Origin of the sequence: Aneurinibacillus danicus (assembly GCF_007991215.1) — a bacterium.
Taxonomy (GTDB): domain Bacteria; phylum Bacillota; class Bacilli; order Aneurinibacillales; family Aneurinibacillaceae; genus Aneurinibacillus; species Aneurinibacillus danicus.
Genome location: NZ_BJXX01000028.1, coordinates 1 through 18,150 on the forward strand (window position 1 = coordinate 1; position 18,150 = coordinate 18,150).

Below are 18,150 nucleotides of genomic sequence, written 5' to 3' on the forward strand. Positions count from 1 at the left end.
GATTTTCACAGAAAATAAAAGAAAGAAGCTCCGTTTTCCGAAGCCCTCTTTCCATATTATCGCTATGCAAGCTCAGCTTCAGCTACACATACCTGGTTACGTCCGGCGCGTTTGGCCTGGTATAGCGCTTCATCCGCTCGCTGGAACAATTGTTGAACATCTAAAATCCCATTTTCTTTTGTCCATGTCGCAACCCCGCCCGAAATGGTCACGGTTGGCCGCGTGATGCGCATAATATTCAACCGGAGACGCTCTGCTACCTGATGGGCAATTTCTTTCTGCACCTTTGGAAGATAGACAGCCATCTCTTCGCCTCCCCAACGGGCGGCAATATCGGAGGTACGAATGGATGCCGTTAGTTGATCTGCTACCTGAACAAGAATCTCGTCCCCTATCTGATGGCCGTACGTATCATTAATATTTTTGAAATGATCTACATCGATTAAAATGAGCGAGCCGCAAACATCCCGGCTCTGAGAAAACCGAATGCTGTCATACAGATACTTCCGGTTATACAGCCCCGTCAGATTGTCCGTAACCACCATACGTTCTACTTCGGCATGCAGTGAAGCATTGGTAATCGCTACTTTTACATGGCGAGTCAGCATCTCCAGACGCTTAAAGTCATCAAACGTATACCGATTCGGCTTGGAATCCATAAGCATGATGGCACCTGTCACTTCTTCCTTCTCCATAAACGGCACTGCCATTAGTGATTTATACGAAAAAGAGGGAAGTACGACTTCCGTCTCGGTAGCGTCCGCCAGCAGAAGTGACTCTTTCTTAACGAACAAATCATGCAGTTTACCCGTTTTAGGTATCGGCAGCACAAACTCCTTCGTTTCCTTTTGGGTGGAGGCGCGCATCACAAATGCATTCTCGTCATCAGACCAGGAAAAAATACAGCAATGCTCCGTCCGGAATGTTTCGGTCAACTTGCGAGTAATAAACGCCAACAAATCATGCAGCTTAATATTTTTGTTCAACTGCCGCGTCATCTCATCAATGAGCAGCAACTCTTTAATCAGACGACGGGATTGTTCATATAACTGCGCATTCTCGAACGCATTGCCTGCTGTATCGGCCAGCATCGTAATATATTCCACCTCACGGGACGGCAGCGAAATCGGTTTATCGCTGTATAGCTCAAGTACACCATATACGCCCTGCTTGCCGCGAAGCGGCGCGGCCAACGTTAAACTGCGGGTTCCTTCTGAACGCACCATAACCGTACGGGCTTCCATAAATGCCTGAGCACTCACATTGTTACCGTCGCTCGAAAAGGAAAACTGCTTGACTGGAAGCGTGGTAGAGAAAGAGTCATGTGACAGCCACAAATCTACCTCCATCTCCGGATAGAGCTTTTTGGTATTCTCAATAACAGCTCCCAGTACATCATCTACGTTGATGGAAGAATGAAACTTCTTTGTAATTTCAAAAAGCATCGCCTGCTTCTGCTCGTCGCGCTGTGCACGCATGTAGATGATAGAATTATAGACAACCAGACTTAAATCTTTGGTGAACCGGTATATAAAGTTTTGCTCCTGGGAAGTGAACGGATGGCTCGCATTGCGTAAGGCCGCCAGAAATCCGATAATTTTGTCTTTATAACGAAACGGAGAGATGAGACACCTTTCTTTAAAATCTTTTTCAAGCCCTAACAACTCTCGAATATTCGTATTTTCATTATGCAAAACTCTGCGTTCCGAGGAGAAATTCGAGACGATGTTCTCATATACCTTTCTGGGACTATGAAGAACTTCCGACTGCCACTGCAGCAATTTTCGATCACTGGAAGACCAGCGTGGAAGCATGCCATCCTGTTCCTCATCGAAAACGACTGCCACACAATCAGTAAGCGTCATATTGGAAGCTACATGTTGGACAATCGTCTGCATCACGCTATCCAAATACATATCTTGATTGACTGTCTGAATACATGAGGCTATTTCTCCCGTGATATACTGCTCCTGCGTCAGGCGGAATACACCAGAAAATCCTTGCAAAAAAGTAATCGCATGCTTCTCTTCAACCGAAAGAGGGAGAACCATTCCTATGTATCCCGGAAACCAGACATTTCTCAGAACAGGAAAACACACCGTTCGACTGCCTGTTTCCTCATGGACCTGACTCCATTCTTCCTCGCCTTGAAGCGGGTAAGAAGATTGCATGCCAAATACAGGGCTTCCGAATTTTTTGGAAGCGAGCACACGTCCGGATTGATCAGATACAAACAGCCATCCCCTTTCTATCAAAAAGGAAGGAAACGAGATAAACCGGAGACTTTTTTGAAATACATTCGCCAACTGAGCCGAATACAAATCGCGAAATACGATCTCTTCCGGTTTCTGGTTGATCATATGATTGTTCACAACTCCGCCTTCTTTCTCTCTTTACCGCTCTCTTACTCTTCGTCCAGATGGGTCCCGTCATTAACCGTATGAACCATCCATGTTTCGTTATCATATTGAATGTGATTAAGTGAAGTATTGACCAACTTCGTTTTTCCCGTACCGTGCAGCCCCTCGCTCATATGATGAAGCATGGCGTTAATTAACCCGCCATGACTAACCACCAGAATATGCTCAGCGTCACTTTCCTGCAAAATATTAGTCAGGCAAGCGATGCCGCGCTGCTGCATTGCCGGAAACGTCTCTACATTGTATTTGCTCTCGGTATCCGTCCACGGATCAAAGTCAGGAAATTGTTCGCGAATCGTGCGATAATCTTTACCTTCCAAATCACCATAGTTTCGCTCCCTGAGTTCCGTATGACAACAGACGGAAAGTCCGAGCAACTCCGCCACAGCGGATGCCGTATAGAAAGCACGCTGCAAATCGCTGGAGCACACCTGTGTAATCGGAAAATTCTTTAGACGTGCGGCCAGTCTCCTTGCCTGCTCCCTCCCCCGTTCGTTCAACGGAATATCGCTATGTCCCTGAATCAAACGTTGTGCATTCCAATCCGTTTCTCCATGACGTACCAGATACACATGCTTTGTAGTAATAATAGAAGACTCCACCCTTCCCTACTTTAACATCTACTACTATAATTATACGAAATATCAAACAATGTTTCACGCATTATTTCTATAGTTTTCCATTAATCATCTTACTTTCATTTTTTTGTAACGAAAAGAAGGCCTGATACGCTTTGTTCAGGCCTTCTCTTCTCTATCTGGCTTATTTCTTATTATGCATCATATCGAATACTTGCTGTACGTCTTTGTCTCCACGTCCGGACAGATTTACAATAATGGATTGATCCGCAGATAAAGTTGGAGCCAACTTCATGGCATAGGCTACGGCATGGGAACTCTCGATTGCCGGGATGATCCCTTCTGTTCGCGACAACGCATGGAACGCCTCCAGCGCTTCCTCATCATCAATAGCCACATATTCGGCGCGGCCGATCGCTTTGTAGTAGCTGTGCTCAGGTCCGACACCCGGATAGTCCAGGCCGGCAGCAACCGAATGGGTAGAGGCCGGCTCTCCGTCTTCGTCTTTCATCATGTAACATTTGAAGCCATGAATAATACCGGGCTCTCCTGCCGTAAGCGGCGCTGCGTGCTGTCCTGTAGCGAGTCCTCTGCCGCCCGGCTCCACACCGATAATGCCCACTTCCTTATCATCAAAAAACGGCGCAAACAAACCAATGGCGTTACTTCCCCCGCCAACGCAGGCGACAATATAGTCCGGCAGCCGCCCTTCTTTTTCCAGATGCTGAGCGCGTGCTTCGCGACCGATAACGGATTGGAAATGGCGTACAATCGTTGGATACGGATGCGGCCCAACCGCCGAGCCAAGCAGATAGAATGTATTTTCGTAGTTCTCAGCGTAATCCATCAGCGCAGCGTCCACCGCTTCCTTCAACGTGCGTGCACCGTCTTTCACCGCCACGACTTTCGCGCCGAGAAGTTCCATCCGAAATACGTTCAGCGCCTGCCGGCGGGTATCTTCTTCCCCCATATAAATCACGCACTCCATGCCAAACATCGCACATGCCGTGGCGGTTGCTACACCGTGCTGACCTGCACCTGTCTCGGCAATGACACGTTTTGCCCCCATCCGTTTAGCAAGCAGCACCTGTCCCATTACGTTATTGATTTTATGGGCACCCGTATGGTTCAAATCTTCACGCTTTAAATAAATCTTCGCTCCGCCCAACTTCTCGGTCAGACGCTGCGCGAAATAAAGGGGATTGGGGCGTCCCACATATTCCTTCAGATAGTATTCCAGCTCTTCGTTAAACTCAGACTCGTCTTTGTATTGTTCAAACGCCTTCTCCAGGTGGTCAAGGGCCGCCTGCAGCGGCTCCGGTACGAAGCTTCCGCCGAATTCTCCGAAATATCCTTTTTTTGTTTCCACTTTGCTCATCATTCTCTGGCTCCTCTCGACTTCGCTTTTTTTATTTTCTGTCACACCTGCTTTGTTTGATATTGTACTATATCTATATCTGTTTTTCATCCGTTTCTTTTTAGAATTTTCTATTTTATTTCTTTAAGAAAGAAGGCATACATGTCGTTGAATACAGAAAGATTTTTCACCCATCGTATTCAATTTTTGCGCCTGTTCCATGTAAGTTTGCACCTTCGATATCGACACCCGTAAAGTCAGCGGTTGACAAATCAAGCCCTTCAAGATTCACCTCGTAGAGAAACTTTTCTTTGCGGAGAATTTGAAGTAGCGTCTCTTTGTTTAAGCGTTCCATACCATCCCTTCTTTGTCATAAAAAACAAAAGTCAGCTCCTACTCATTATATCAGTAGAAGCTGGTTACTTTTATTACGAATTATTAATTACTGTATGTCCATTTTCCATTATCGTAGATAGCTGATTGACTTACTGCTGTAGAAGCTTGTGTGCTACCAACGGGTGTAGCTGTGAAGTATGCAATAGAAAACCACCATGGCATCTCAGCCGCAACTCCGACATGAAAATCATGGAAAAGAGGCTGACTTTTGGGGTACGAAGGAAAAGAGAGGAAAGAATGAGGGGAGGATCTCAATGAAGAAAAAGGCGAACGCCTTTTTCTTCCTTAGATCTTTTTTCCTCCCTCTTCTCCTGTTTTCTTCATGATTTTCACAGAAAAAAGTTGACTTTCATCCATAAGCGGATATAATATTATTTATGTGCTTTACACAGGGTAGCAATGATTTTAGGTAAAAACGTCTGGTCACGTCATTAGCTTCCTCCCTTAAGGGCTGCGGCTGCCTGTCCCTTAACGGAGCATGCGGCGGAAACGCTACCGTCCGAAGAGCATGTAGCAAAGTAAGGAACTAGCCAGGCGGAAGTAAACACCTAATTAATCTTACTGTAAAGGGGAACGAATAGTTATGGCACGTTATACTGGCCCTCGCCACAAACTGGCTCGTCGTCTGGGTATCTCCCTGGACGGAACTGGAAAAGACATCAAACGCAACTTCCCGCCGGGACAACATGGACATGCTCGCCGCAAAATGAGCGAGTATGCAATTCAGTTGACTGAAAAGCAAAAACTTCGTCATATGTACGGTATGATGGAAAAACAATTCCGCAAAACGTTCGACGAAGCCAGCAAAATGTCCGGCGTTGTCGGTGAAAACTTCATGAAATTGCTCGAATCCCGTCTGGATAACCTGGTGTACCGTCTTGGTTTCGCACCGACTCGTCCGGCTGCCCGTCAGCTGACAACTCACGGTCACATCACGGTAAACGGCAAGAAAGTGAACATCCCTTCTTACCGCGTAAAACCGGGCGATGTTATCGGCCTTCGCGAAAAGAGCCGCAACCTGCAAATCGTGAAAGACTCTCTGGAAGCTCGCTCATACCTGCCGAACTACCTGAGCTTTGACGATGCGAAACTGGAAGGTACGTATACCCGTCTTCCGGACCGTGAAGAACTGCCGGTTGAAATCAACGAAAAACTTATCGTCGAGTTCTACTCTCGTTAATCGGGAAGAGCACGCACAGAACCCATCGGTGTTATACCGATGGGTTTTTTATTTGACTAATGACAGGTATATAAGAAAGAGAGACAGGGTTGCTAAGATGCAGCCTTTCTTTTTCCACCCTATTGAGTGCAACCCTTTCCCCTCTTGCTCTTATGTTTTGTTTTATTTTAATGTTATCTTCGCGAATTTGCGTTTACCGACCTGGACGATCATGCCTTCCTCGACTGCGATGTGATCGTCTACGGAGCCTACTTTTTCTTCATTAATTTTGACGGCGCCCTGTTGGACCATGCGGCGCGCTTCGCCATTAGATGGAACGAGTCCGAGAGTGGATAGAAGTTTTACGACCCAAATCCTGCCGTCTTCGAGCTCGCCTGCCGGAACTTCTTTCTCCGGTATATCGGTCGGAAGCGCACGCTGTTGGAACACCGTCTTGAAATGATTTTCCGCATCATTTGCGGCATCCTCACCCCAGTACATCCGTACAAACGTTCGGGCCAGGCGCATCTTGGCGTCGCGCGGATGAACGGAGCCGTCTTCGAGCCCTTTTTTCAAACTTTCTAATTCCTCCATTGAGATGTCTGTAGCAAGTTCATAATATTTGATCATCAATTCGTCCGGAATGGACATCGCTTTGCCGTAGATTTCGTTTGGCGGCTCACTGATGCCGATATAATTGCCCAGGCTTTTGCTCATTTTCTGAACGCCGTCCAGGCCTTCGATAATCGGCATCGTCAGAGCACACTGCTGCTCCTGTCCGTATTCTTTCTGCAGTTGGCGTCCCATCAACAGGTTGAACTTCTGATCCGTTCCGCCAAGTTCCACGTCACTTTCCAGCGCCACCGAATCATATCCCTGCATTAACGGATAGAAAAACTCATGGATACTGATTGGCTGGTTGTTGGTATAGCGTTTCTCGAAATCGTCGCGCTCCAGCATCCGCGCTACGGTCACTTTGGCCGCCAGTCCAACCACATCAGCAAAATTCATCGGTGCAAGCCATGTGCTATTGTAATTGACTTCAATCTTATCTGCGTCGAGAATTTTCGCGAACTGCTCTACATATGTAGCCGCATTCGTTTTCACTTGTTCTTCAGTCAACTGTTTCCGCGTCTCCGATTTGCCCGTAGGGTCGCCGATACGGCCGGTAAAATCGCCGATGACAAGCTGCACGGTATGCCCCAGTTCCTGGAATTGGCGCAGTTTATGCAGTACGACCGTATGGCCCACATGGATATCCGGTGCGGACGGGTCCAATCCCAGCTTTACTTTCAGCGGCTTACCCGTCACGACTGAACGCTCGATTTTTTTCCGCATTTCTTCTTCCGGTATAATTTCCGCCACCCCGCGGCGAATGATATTCATTTGCCGCTCAACCTCACAAATCTGTTCTTCCGTCAGACTGACTTTGCTTTGTTCACTCATTTTGGCTACCTCCGTTTTCTAAAAAAATAAAAAACCCGCCCCACAAAGGGACGAGTTTATTCGCGGTACCACCCTTACTTAAGGACAGAAGTCCTTCGCTCACAAGGATAACGGCCTATTTGTACATAATCATCATAAGCCGTCCGCTCCGCAGAAAGAGATAATGCGGCGCAGAATTCGCTCCCGCGCTGTACTTCGCCGCCTGGCCGGGCCGGTTTGCACCTCCCACCGACTCTCTGCCGCTTCCGGGACTCAAGCCACTACTGATACGCGTTCATTGCGAATACAATGATATTGTTTTGACGTTATTCTCATAATAACTAAAAATAGCGTAAAGATGCAACATTTATCCTCTTGGACCGTCTTTATGATATAATGTTGCTGTTATTTGTAAGGGGGAGTAATATGGAAAAACAAAACGGTTCCGTGAATACGCCGGACAGGCCGAGACGAAAAAAGAGCTTCTGGCATACTCTTCTCATTGTTTTCCAGGTCTCAGCTATTTTATTCTTTATGGGCGTATTGTTCGCGGGCGGTACCGCCGCCGGCTATGTGGCTTCTCTTGTCAAATCGGACCCGGTTCGCAGCTATAATGAGATTTATCAAAAAATCTCCGCCAACAACCTGACCGGATTTGCCTATTTCAGAGACAAAAAGATGATTGGACAGCTCATTACAGCCGAAGACAGACGTCTCGTATCGCATAAAGAAGTTTCGCCTCATTTGATTGATGCCATTATCGCGACCGAAGATAAATATTTCTATGAACATAATGGTATCGTGCCTTCAGCTATCGCTCGTGCCGCTCTTCAACAAATTACGAATTCACCGGTCCAGACGGGAGGAAGTACGCTTACACAGCAATTAATTAAGCAAACCATCCTCTCTCCGAAGGTAACACCGGAAAGAAAATTCAAGGAAATCTTCCTTGCCCTCCGTATGGAACGGATGTTTAGCAAAGAACAAATTCTTGATGCTTACATTAACAAAATGTATTTTGGCCAAAACGCCAATCGTACTAACTTGTACGGGGTACAGGCTGCTGCCAAGGGAATTTTCGGCGTGGACGCCAAAGATTTAAACATCGCCCAATCTGCATACCTGGCAGGTATGCTCCAGGCACCGTATTCGTATATTCCGTTCAAGGAAAAAGGATTGAAACTTGGCAAAGAACGACAAAAACTCGTACTCAGCAGAATGCTGGAAAACGGGAAAATCACTAAACAACAATATGATGAAGCACTCGCCTATGATATCAAGGCTCACCTGCTAACAAATCCGCCTAAACCGGCAATCGAAAGATATCCTTATTTGATGATAGAAATCGAAGAGCGGGCAGCTAAAATTTTGCTGGATCAAGATTTCGAGAAAAATCCGGAGTTGAAAAACGAGCCTTACTCCAAACTCCTGGAAGAAAAACGAATGGCCGTACGCCAGGGCGGTTACCATATCTATACAACTATCGACCAAAAAATTTATGACAAAATGCATGCGATCGCAAAGGATCCGAACAACTTCGGTCCGGATCGGAATCCGATCGGAGACAAAAAAATGCCGCAACAGGTCGCTGCCGTCCTGCTCGATAACAAGACAGGTGCTATCATCGGCATGATTGAAGGTCGGGATAACGGCATTGAAAAGACAAACTTTGCGACATCGCCCCGTCAACCCGGCTCAACCATTAAATCCATTGGAGTATACGCGCCTGCCATTGAGGAAGGCATTATTTCACCAAACTCGATCGTAGTAGACGAAGAGACCGAATTCCGCGGCTATAAACCAAGCAATTATGGCGAAAGCTTCAAAGGACCGATGACCGTCCGTCAGGCGCTTGCGCGCTCGCAAAACATTCCGGCGGTGAAGGTATATTTCGAAACCGGGGTAGAGAAATCACTCAATTATGTTAAAAAAATGGGCGTTACCTCTATTGTGAAAGACGATTATTACCTGTCTACAGCACTTGGCGGCTTCACAAAAGGAATTTCCGTTGAAGAAATGACCAATGCTTACGCTACGTTTCCAAACGGCGGTAATTTTGTCGATGCCTACATGATTGAGCGTATTGTGGACAGTGAAGGGGAAACGGTATATCAGCATAAGCCAAAACCGGTCCGCGTTTTCTCACCGCAGACCTCGTGGATGATGACCGATATGATGCGCGATGTTATTGAGTATGGAACAGGCAGACAGATAGCACGCTATCGCATGGGTCGTGATGTTGCGGGTAAAACGGGCACGAGCCAGGAGTACCGTGACAGATGGTTTATCGGCTATACGCCCGATATCTCGCTTGGCGTATGGACCGGGTATGATATGAAATATAGCCTTCAAGGAAGGCACCGCGATGATGTATTAAGGATATGGGGGAAAATTTTCACTTCTGCGCTCGAAATCGATCCGAATCTCTCGCCTGCTGGTAACTATATGAAGCGTCCGCCAGGCACCTCAATGGCGGCCATCTATAACGCTAACCTGGCCACATCTAAGAATCCAGCTTCTTACGGCGGAAAAACGGAAGAAGAGAAGAAAGCAGAAGAACAAAAGAAAACGGAAAACGAAAACAAGCAAACTGAGCAGCCTGCCGGTTCCCAACCGACAGACGGTGAAAATAAGCAGACCGATCAAAACGACGGTACTTCTAATGGTAATCAGAAAGAACAAGGTGATCAGAAGCAAGACGAAGAACAACAGGGTTCTACGGATGGCAAAAAAGAAGCCGCGGAAACGTCATCGAAAAAACAAACCAGGCCTTCCGACGGACAATCGAATAATACATCAGAGAAAAAATCAGATAAAACGACAAATAAAACGGACGCTAAAAAAGGAGAGGGGTAGCCCCTCTCCTTTTTTTGTGAAAATCCTGAAATAAAAAAAGGAAGAGAAAAGAAGATCCAAGGAAATCTTACCTTCTTTCCCTTCCCGTTCTTTCTTCTTAGTCTTCCATCGTAGAAAGGTCACCAGTCGGCAGGCCCAACTCCCATGCTTTCAGGACACGGCGCATAATCTTACCGGATCGTGTTTTCGGCAGTTTGTCGCGAACTTCAATCTCACGGGGCGCTGCATGTGCAGCAAATCCCTCTTTTACAAACTTACGAATCTCTTCGAGCAATTCATCCGAAGCCTCATATCCATCGCGGAGCGCGATAAACGCTTTAATAATTTCACCACGTACCGGGTCCGGTTTACCGATAACACCGGCTTCGGCTACCGCTGGATGCTCGACTAATTTGCTCTCAACCTCGAACGGACCAACCCGCTCTCCTGCCGTCATAATCACATCATCTACACGCCCCTGGAACCAGAAGTAGCCTTCTTCATCCACATAGGCGGAGTCTCCGGACACATACCAGCCTTCGAAGCGGAAATACTCCTCGTACTTGGCCGGGTTGTTCCAAATTTTGCGCATCATGGAAGGCCAGCCTACCTTAATAGCCAGATTCCCCATTCGATTCGGCGGCAGCTCGTTTCCTTCATCATCGAGAATGGCCGCAACAATGCCAGGGAACGGTTTTCCCATCGATCCCGGTTTGATCGGCATGCTCGGATAGTTACAAATCAGCTGACCGCCTGTCTCCGTCATCCACCACGTATCATGAATCCGCTTGTTAAATACTTTCATTCCCCAGTATACAACTTCCGGATTCAGCGGCTCACCTACACTCAATACGTGACGAAGGCTGGACAAATCATATCGCTTCACCACTTCATCTCCCGCACCCATTAACATGCGGAATGAAGTTGGCGCACTGTACCAGACTGTTACTTTATATTTCTCTACCGTGGAATACCAGTCCTGCGGGCTGAAACGGCCGCCGCGAACTACGTTGGTTGCTCCATTCAACCACGGACCGAAGATGCCATACGCCGTGCCTGTTACCCAGCCCGGGTCAGCCGTGCACCAGTAGACATCATCTTCTTGTAAATCCAGCACCCACTTAGCTGTCTGATAGTGCTGAATCATCGCGTTATGAACATGGAAGACTCCTTTCGGCTTTCCTGTTGAACCTGATGTATAGTGAAGAATAAGTCCATCTTCACGATCTACCCACTCGATTTCGAAATCGGCAGACGCTTGTTCCATTTCTTTCTCGTAGCTTATCTGACCTTCTTTCAGGTTGCCGTCGCCGCCGACAAGAATCACGTATTTCAGGGCCGGCAGCTCTCCAACCGGTACCCGTGGCAGAAGGTCCGGTGTCGTAACAATAGCTACCGCTTCGCTATCTTCCAAACGGTCACGCACAGCCCCCTCCATGAATGCTTCAAACAACGGTCCTACGATAGCACCCACTTTAATCGTCCCAAGAAGACTTACATAAAGCTCAGGTGAGCGCGGCATAAAAATAAATACGCGGTCACCTTTTGCAATTCCCAGCTTACGCAGTACATTACCAAATTTATCAGATAGCGTTTTCATTTCTGCAAACGTATATTTTTCATCGCGTGTTGCACTGCTGTAATAAAGCGCTATTTTATTTTCGCGAGAGGTGCCTACGTGCCGATCAATTGCTTCGTGAGCCATATTGACCTTGCCTGTCTTATACCAGGTAAATTGCTTCTCTACGTCCTCCCAGTTAAAGTTATTATATGCTTCTTCATAAGAAGGCATATTATAGCCGCTCCCTACAACCGGAAGTACTTTCTTGTCCATCATTTCTTTCATAACGATAGCTCCTCTCCCACTAATTTTAATTGGTCCTAACTACTGTAATTCTTTTTTAGTTTTGAAAACCCTTTCTCAGTTTTGATTATATCAAATAATCTGTTATTTTATCAATTATAATCGTTCACATGTTTTTCAAATTTATTGTTGGCAACTTAACAGAAAATATAGGATAATTTTTGCAAAAGAGAAAAATGATACAACATGGTAAGATGTGAAAAGAGTGAACCATAAAAAACGCTGTATCATCAGGAAATAGAAAAGCCAGCATGTATTCTGCAGATTGAAGGCCCGGTTCAGCCGAATCGTATCGGTAAATGCGTGCCGCTTGCATCTGCTCAGGCATTCGATCGCATCCATTTTCAAAATCGATTTATGTGTTAAAAAATTCTTTACTATTAGACAAATAAATGGAATAAAATGATAGATAAAATAGGGAAGAATTAGGGGGAAATGCACGATGCTTGTGGAAGATATTATGAAGCGAAATGTTGTCACCGTCGGGCCTACGGATTCAATCCGGCTCGCGCTTTTGAAAGTTCAGCAATACCGGATTCGCCATCTGCCGGTTGTTGTGCAAGGAAAACTGGTAGGAATCATATCTGATCGGGACGTGCGGGACGCATGCCCTTCCACTATCAACGCGCCTCATGCAGACGATGAACAAATCCTGAGTACCCCCGTGTCTTCTATCATGCGCAAGGACGTCATTTGTGCTCATCCGCTTGATTTTGTGGAAGAAGCCGCTCTTGCGTTGTATGATAACCGTATCGGTTGTCTTCCTGTTGTTGTTGATGACGAACTGAAAGGTATTATTACAGAAACCGACATTCTACATACACTTGTTGAATTAATGGGCGTCCACTACCCAAGTTCCCATATCGAAGTGGAAGTCGACGACCGGACCGGCCTGCTTGCAGACGTCGCAAACATTTTTAAGGAGGCGAATTGCAACGTCACCAGCGTACTCGTCATGCCCGGTCAGCATCTCGGAAAGAAAAACCTGGTGTTCAGGGTACAAACCATCGACCCGCGCCACGTTGTTTCCAAAATTGAAGAGGCCGGTTACCGCATCATATGGCCCAGAGAATCAGAGGGATTAGTATGAAGATAAAAACTGCCTTTATTTATAGCGACGAATATTTACAGTACTTCTTTAATGATGACCACCCGTTTAACCAACGGCGACTCGTCATGACAATGGATTTGCTTCGCATGATGGGTCTGCTTGATGATAGCGATATTGTAGCGCCCCGCATAGCGAAGGACGAGGAACTGGCACTCGTCCATGATCAGCAGTACATTGATGTGGTCAGAAAGTGCGGCCATGCGGAACGGGAAGTTGCCATCGCAAGCAGTTTCGGATTAGGAACGGAAGATTGTCCCATCTTTCCTAATATGCATGAAGCTACGGCCTTAACTGTGGGAGGAACGCTGCACGCCGCAGATCTGGTCATGTCCGGAGAATACCGCCATGCCGTGAATCTGGCTGGCGGGCTGCACCACGGCTTCCGCGGCCGGGCTTCCGGTTTCTGCATCTATAATGATTGTTCGGTTGCTATTGCCTATTTGCGTAAGGAATATGATGCCCGTGTTCTCTATATTGATACGGATGCACATCATGGCGATGGTGTGCAGTGGGCATTTTACGACGATCCGAATGTACTTACACTTTCCTTCCATGAGACAGGTAAATATCTTTTTCCAGGTACAGGAAACATTACAGAACGCGGTGACGGTCAGGGATACGGCTTCTCTGTTAATGTTCCGCTTGATGCGTTTACGGAGGACGACTCTTGGCTTGAAGCTTACTATAGCATCCTGCCTACCGTGGCACGTGGTTTTAAGCCGGATGTCATTCTAACGCAAAACGGGTGTGATTCGCACACATTCGATCCGCTCACCCATCTCTCTGCTTCGATGCGTATTTATCAGGAGATTCCTAAACTGGCGCGCGAGTTGGCGGACGAGCTATGTGACGGACGCTTAATTGCGACCGGGGGCGGCGGCTATGATATCTGGCGTGTCGTACCACGTGCCTGGAGCCTTCTGTGGGCCGAGTTATCCGGACAACGTATTGTGGACAACCTCCCACTTCCTAATGCCTGGATTCAAAAATACCAGGAAGAAAGCCCGGTGCAACTGGCCTCGACCATTCTTGATCCAGAAGGACTGTTTCCTCCGATTCCACGCCGCGAAGAAATTACAAGCAAAAACAAAAAAACGATCGAAAAGGTACTTCTATATTGTCCAAAGGGATAATTTTTATCCGCATACAAAAAGGAACAGGGACATGCATTCCCCTGCTCCTTTATATTTTGCCTGCGTATTCTACAAATGCGCCAGCATGCTTTTTACGATTTCATACGAACGCTGCGACGCAAGCTTCGTGAACTCCGGAAAGTTCACGTGTGCCGACCCGTCTGCCTTATCCGACATCGAGCGAATGACAACAAACGGCACTTCATTCATCGCGCACACCTGGGCGACGGCTGCGCCTTCCATCTCCGTACACATTCCTCCCATCGTCTCATACAATTCCCGTACCGTATCACGGCTGGCGATAAATTGGTCGCCTGAGAGAATACGCCCGGTCATCGTCTTGCCTTCCGCTACCTGTTCGCTTGCCTGCACAGCCGCATGGACCAGCCGCTCATCGGCATGAAACACTGACATATCAGTAAAAGGAATAACTCCACGCGGGAAACCAAGCGCCGTAACATCCATATCATGATGCTGACAATCCGTCCCCACGACAATATCGCCAATCTCCAAATCCGGGTGCAGGGCGCCTGCCACACCGGTGAAAATAACGGCACCTACCTGAAAGGTATCGATAAGAATCTGGGTGCAAACGCTTGCGTTTACTTTGCCGACACCGCATTTGCACAGGACAACCTCTTTTCCTTCCCATTGCCCTTCATAGTATGTAATGCCGATCTTGCGCGTCTTACGCGCAAGATCCATGCCTTCTTTATACAACGTGATCTCTTCGTCCATCGCTCCAATAATTCCGATTCTCATATCTGCTCCCCTTATTCCGTTTCTTCCTGCGGTTTACGCTCTGCACTTGCTTTAGTGGACTGCCGCTCTTCAATACGGTGCGGCAGAATTACGATATGATTCTCCACTTTTTCATTGTTCATATATTTGGTTAGCAGACGCATCGCTACAGCCCCGATGTCATACATTGGTTGTACTACCGTCGTCAGGCGCGGACGTACCATTTCAGCCAAACGAATGTTATCAAAACCGATAACGTCTACATCTTCCGGCACACGCAGACCGCGGTCTTGAATTCCATGAATCACACCGACCGCCATCTCGTCGCTCGCCGCAAAAATCGCCGTCGGCTGCTCGACCAGTGACATAAACTGATCCGCTGCTGCCAGTCCCGATTCATAGCGGAAATTACCGTTATACACATAGCTGTCTTTAAAAGACAGTCCTGCCTCATCAAGCGCTCTCTTATACCCTTCAAAACGGCGCATGCCTGCCAGCGGATCAATAAGCGGTCCGGTTACCATGGCGATGCGCTTATGACCTTTCTCGATTAAATATTTGGTTGCATCATAGCCAGCCTCATAATGGCTGATGTCTACGGACGGAAGTTGTCCCGTCGGATCTTTTGTTCCGGCAAGTACGATTGGCACGGACGCAGTCGTAAACACCTGCATATGATTCTCGGTAATTTCCCGGCCCATGAATACAATGCCGTCCACTTGCTTTTCTAACAGCGTGTTCGTCAAATGCAATTCCCGTTCAATCCGTTCATCTGAATCGCACAGAATAATATTATATTTATACATGCTGGCGATATCATCAATTCCGCGCGCTAGCTCCGCAAAAAACGGACTTGCAATGTCTGGAATAATCACACCAACCGTGGTTGTCCGCTTGCTCGCAAGGCCCCGCGCCACTGCGTTCGGGCGATAACCCAACTGCTCAATCGCCGCAAGCACTTTCTTCCTTGTGGAAGGTTTCACATTCGGGTTCCCGTTTACGACACGAGAAACGGTTGCCATCGAAACACCTGCTTCTCTTGCCACATCATAAATTGTAACTGGCAATCGTAATTCCTCCTACTGCTATAATTTTATGAACTGTACTACTGAGTTTTCATTCATTTTCATAATTTTTCACTTATCATATTATAAATTTTCTATGTATGCAATCGGATTCACACAAACTTTATACAAAATAGAAACAGACAAACCTTTTTCGTATAACAGGTTTGTCTGCAAACATGTCACCGCTCTCTTTTATTCCCGATATACGGTCCGACGGCGCCCCGGCTAATCGCTTTGTGCGCAATAATCCAGCGTTCATTTTCATTGTTTTTCATCATTGTGTATTGAATGCGATATTTCTGTCCTGTTTCGATCGTACCCAGATATTCGACAATCGCCGTATTTTTGTAGTACGATGTGACGCGCGCTTCCGGCAATTTCATGGATAACGGACTAATTTGACGAAAAGTCGGATTCGTCGCCAATTCCTGACCCGGTATGGAGTAGCTTAAATCGATGGTTTCATGCGTAAGCTGTGTGGACAACTGTTCACTCCAATTTTGGGCATAGTAGTCGTGCATCTGTTTTTTAGTTGTGAAATCGAGGTACGTATGGATCGGCTGATTTTTAACATAGGCGATCTTTGTGCGCTGTGTCGCGCGCTGTACTTTTTGCTCCGCTTCCCGGATCGCATTCAATAGCTCCTGACGCTGAGCCGTCGTTATCTTTGGGATTTTGTGTTCGAATGACATCGGACCTTCGATCGGCGTTTTGCCGTGTTCACTTTGGATTTTCTGTCCGCCGCACCCGGCAACGGCAAACAATATCGTAAGAAGCATGATGAAAATGATTTGTGGCTGTGTATGCTGTCGCGGCATATGCGTCACCCTGTCTTCATAGAGAATGTTGTTTTTAGGGTGCGCGCTTGTTGCGTTTTTTATGTGTGAAGATGCGGACACAAAAACCGCTGGAATTCTCCAGCGGTTGTTTATCTACTATAATGTTGGTACGCTTTGTTTATAGAGGCCGGATTCGCGCAGTTTAGAGACGAATTCGTTAAACTGCGGAATATTGATTTGCTGCTTGGCATCAGAAAGCGCAACATCCGGGTCCGGGTGCACTTCGATCATCACGCCATCCGCACCTACAGCTAAAGCAGCCTTCGCTGTCGGTAACAGAATGTCGCGGCGTCCTGTAGAATGTGTTACATCGACAAATACTGGCAGGTGTGTCTCCTGCTTCAATATCGGAACGGCAGAGATATCGAGCGTATTCCGCGTCGCTTTCTCGTATGTGCGAATACCGCGCTCACATAGCATAACCTGATCATTTCCGCCCGATACGATATACTCGGCAGCATAAATAAATTCTTCAATCGTAGCGGATAATCCACGCTTGAGCAGCACCGGCGTCTTCACTCGGCCCGCCGCTTTAAGCAACTCGAAGTTCTGCATATTGCGCGCACCAATCTGAATGACATCGACATACCGGGTTGCCATTTCGATATCGGCCGGGGTTACGATTTCGCTCACAACCTTCAGACCGAACTCATCGGCAACCTGCCGCAGAATTTTCAGGCCCTCTTCACCGAGGCCCTGGAAATCGTAAGGAGATGTTCGCGGTTTAAACGCACCGCCGCGCAGCAGCGTAACACCGTTCGCTTTGAGCGCTTCCCCTACCTGGCGTACCTGTTCATACGATTCTACCGAACATGGTCCTGCCACCAGCACAGGATCTCCGCCACCGACCTGTGCGGTCCCCAGAGTGACAACGGTATCCTCCTGCTTTTTCTTGCGGCTCACGAGCAACGCTTTGCTGTTGTCGTCTTTTTGCAGTTCAAGAGAGGCCTTGAAGATTTGTTTAAACAGATGCTGGATTGTGCCATCCTCGAACGGACCTTTGTTGTTCTCGATAATGAGGTTCAACATCTGACGTTCGCGCTCAGGGTCAAAACGGTTAATTCCCTGCTTCAGCTTTATCTTTCCGATTTCCTGCACCATCTCAGCTCGTCTGTTAATCAGCTCCAGAATCTGCAAATTGACTGCGTCGAGATCGCTGCGAAGCTGCTCTAACTTTTCGTTGCTCATCTTCTCTCCACCTCTTGTTCTTTTTTCAAATAATTTT

The 18,150-nt window shown here is 47.2% G+C and carries 14 protein-coding genes and 1 other annotated feature; of the genes, 4 read left to right on the forward strand and 10 right to left on the reverse strand.

Translation table 11 applies throughout. From position 1 onward, the window contains the following. Positions 1-62 precede the first annotated feature (62 nt). From ADA01nite_RS03240 to ADA01nite_RS03255, 4 genes are all read right to left on the reverse strand, one after another. On the reverse strand, positions 63-2,372 hold the full coding sequence (locus tag ADA01nite_RS03240; RefSeq protein ID WP_146808469.1) for a diguanylate cyclase: 2,310 nt from the start codon (positions 2,370-2,372) through the stop codon (positions 63-65). Between the two features lie 32 nt (positions 2,373-2,404). After that, the gene (locus ADA01nite_RS03245; protein ID WP_146808470.1) at positions 2,405-3,022 is read right to left on the reverse strand and encodes a histidine phosphatase family protein; all 618 of its coding nucleotides are present in this window, start codon (positions 3,020-3,022) and stop codon (positions 2,405-2,407) included. 160 nt (positions 3,023-3,182) lie between these two features. After that, on the reverse strand, positions 3,183-4,376 hold the full coding sequence (trpB, locus tag ADA01nite_RS03250; RefSeq protein WP_146808498.1) for a tryptophan synthase subunit beta: 1,194 nt from the start codon (positions 4,374-4,376) through the stop codon (positions 3,183-3,185). 166 nt (positions 4,377-4,542) lie between these two features. Continuing rightward, positions 4,543-4,710, reverse strand: a complete 168-nt coding sequence (locus ADA01nite_RS03255) for a pentapeptide repeat-containing protein (protein WP_146808471.1) — start codon at positions 4,708-4,710, stop codon at positions 4,543-4,545. 624 nt (positions 4,711-5,334) lie between these two features. On the opposite strand from ADA01nite_RS03255, the gene rpsD reads away from it, so the two are divergent. Continuing rightward, positions 5,335-5,931 carry a 30S ribosomal protein S4 gene (gene rpsD / locus ADA01nite_RS03260; protein WP_146808472.1) on the forward strand — a complete coding sequence of 199 codons (597 nt, stop codon included), beginning with the start codon at positions 5,335-5,337 and terminating at the stop codon, positions 5,929-5,931. A 162-nt stretch (positions 5,932-6,093) separates the two neighbouring features. On the opposite strand, the gene tyrS is transcribed toward rpsD, so the two are convergent. Further along, positions 6,094-7,356, reverse strand: a complete 1,263-nt coding sequence (gene tyrS, locus ADA01nite_RS03265; RefSeq protein ID WP_146808473.1) for a tyrosine--tRNA ligase — start codon at positions 7,354-7,356, stop codon at positions 6,094-6,096. 43 nt (positions 7,357-7,399) lie between these two features. Further along, positions 7,400-7,643: a binding site (T-box leader), on the reverse strand. A gap of 118 nt (positions 7,644-7,761) precedes the next feature. Here tyrS and ADA01nite_RS03270 point away from each other — a divergent pair. Next, entirely contained in the window at positions 7,762-10,191 is a 2,430-nt protein-coding gene (locus tag ADA01nite_RS03270) for a transglycosylase domain-containing protein (protein WP_170230132.1), read from the forward strand. Positions 10,192-10,288: 97 nt separating this feature from the next. On the opposite strand, the gene acsA is transcribed toward ADA01nite_RS03270, so the two are convergent. Then, positions 10,289-12,007 carry an acetate--CoA ligase gene (gene acsA / locus ADA01nite_RS03275; RefSeq protein ID WP_371863531.1) on the reverse strand — a complete coding sequence of 573 codons (1,719 nt, stop codon included), beginning with the start codon at positions 12,005-12,007 and terminating at the stop codon, positions 10,289-10,291. 469 nt (positions 12,008-12,476) lie between these two features. Between acsA and ADA01nite_RS03280 the strand changes: the two genes are divergently transcribed. Together ADA01nite_RS03280 and ADA01nite_RS03285 are read left to right on the forward strand one after the other, a co-directional pair. After that, positions 12,477-13,124 (forward strand): CBS and ACT domain-containing protein, encoded by a 648-nt coding sequence (locus ADA01nite_RS03280; RefSeq protein ID WP_146808475.1) that lies wholly within the window; start codon positions 12,477-12,479, stop codon positions 13,122-13,124. Continuing rightward, positions 13,121-14,278: an acetoin utilization protein AcuC gene (locus tag ADA01nite_RS03285; protein WP_146808476.1), complete on the forward strand. Its 1,158-nt coding sequence runs from the start codon at positions 13,121-13,123 to the stop codon at positions 14,276-14,278. The genes ADA01nite_RS03280 and ADA01nite_RS03285 overlap by 4 nt, the downstream gene beginning before the upstream one ends. Before the next feature lie 69 nt (positions 14,279-14,347). Here the strand turns inward: ADA01nite_RS03285 and ADA01nite_RS03290 are convergent, their stop codons facing one another. The 4 genes from ADA01nite_RS03290 to ADA01nite_RS03305 form a co-directional block, all read right to left on the reverse strand. Beyond that, positions 14,348-15,040: a 5'-methylthioadenosine/adenosylhomocysteine nucleosidase gene (locus tag ADA01nite_RS03290; RefSeq protein ID WP_146808477.1), complete on the reverse strand. Its 693-nt coding sequence runs from the start codon at positions 15,038-15,040 to the stop codon at positions 14,348-14,350. A gap of 11 nt (positions 15,041-15,051) precedes the next feature. After that, the gene (gene ccpA, locus ADA01nite_RS03295; protein WP_146808478.1) at positions 15,052-16,086 is read right to left on the reverse strand and encodes a catabolite control protein A; all 1,035 of its coding nucleotides are present in this window, start codon (positions 16,084-16,086) and stop codon (positions 15,052-15,054) included. Positions 16,087-16,265: 179 nt separating this feature from the next. Further along, positions 16,266-16,904 carry a hypothetical protein gene (locus tag ADA01nite_RS03300; protein WP_146808479.1) on the reverse strand — a complete coding sequence of 213 codons (639 nt, stop codon included), beginning with the start codon at positions 16,902-16,904 and terminating at the stop codon, positions 16,266-16,268. A gap of 117 nt (positions 16,905-17,021) precedes the next feature. Then, on the reverse strand, positions 17,022-18,113 hold the full coding sequence (locus ADA01nite_RS03305) for a bifunctional 3-deoxy-7-phosphoheptulonate synthase/chorismate mutase (RefSeq protein WP_146808480.1): 1,092 nt from the start codon (positions 18,111-18,113) through the stop codon (positions 17,022-17,024). Positions 18,114-18,150: the final 37 nt, after the last annotated feature.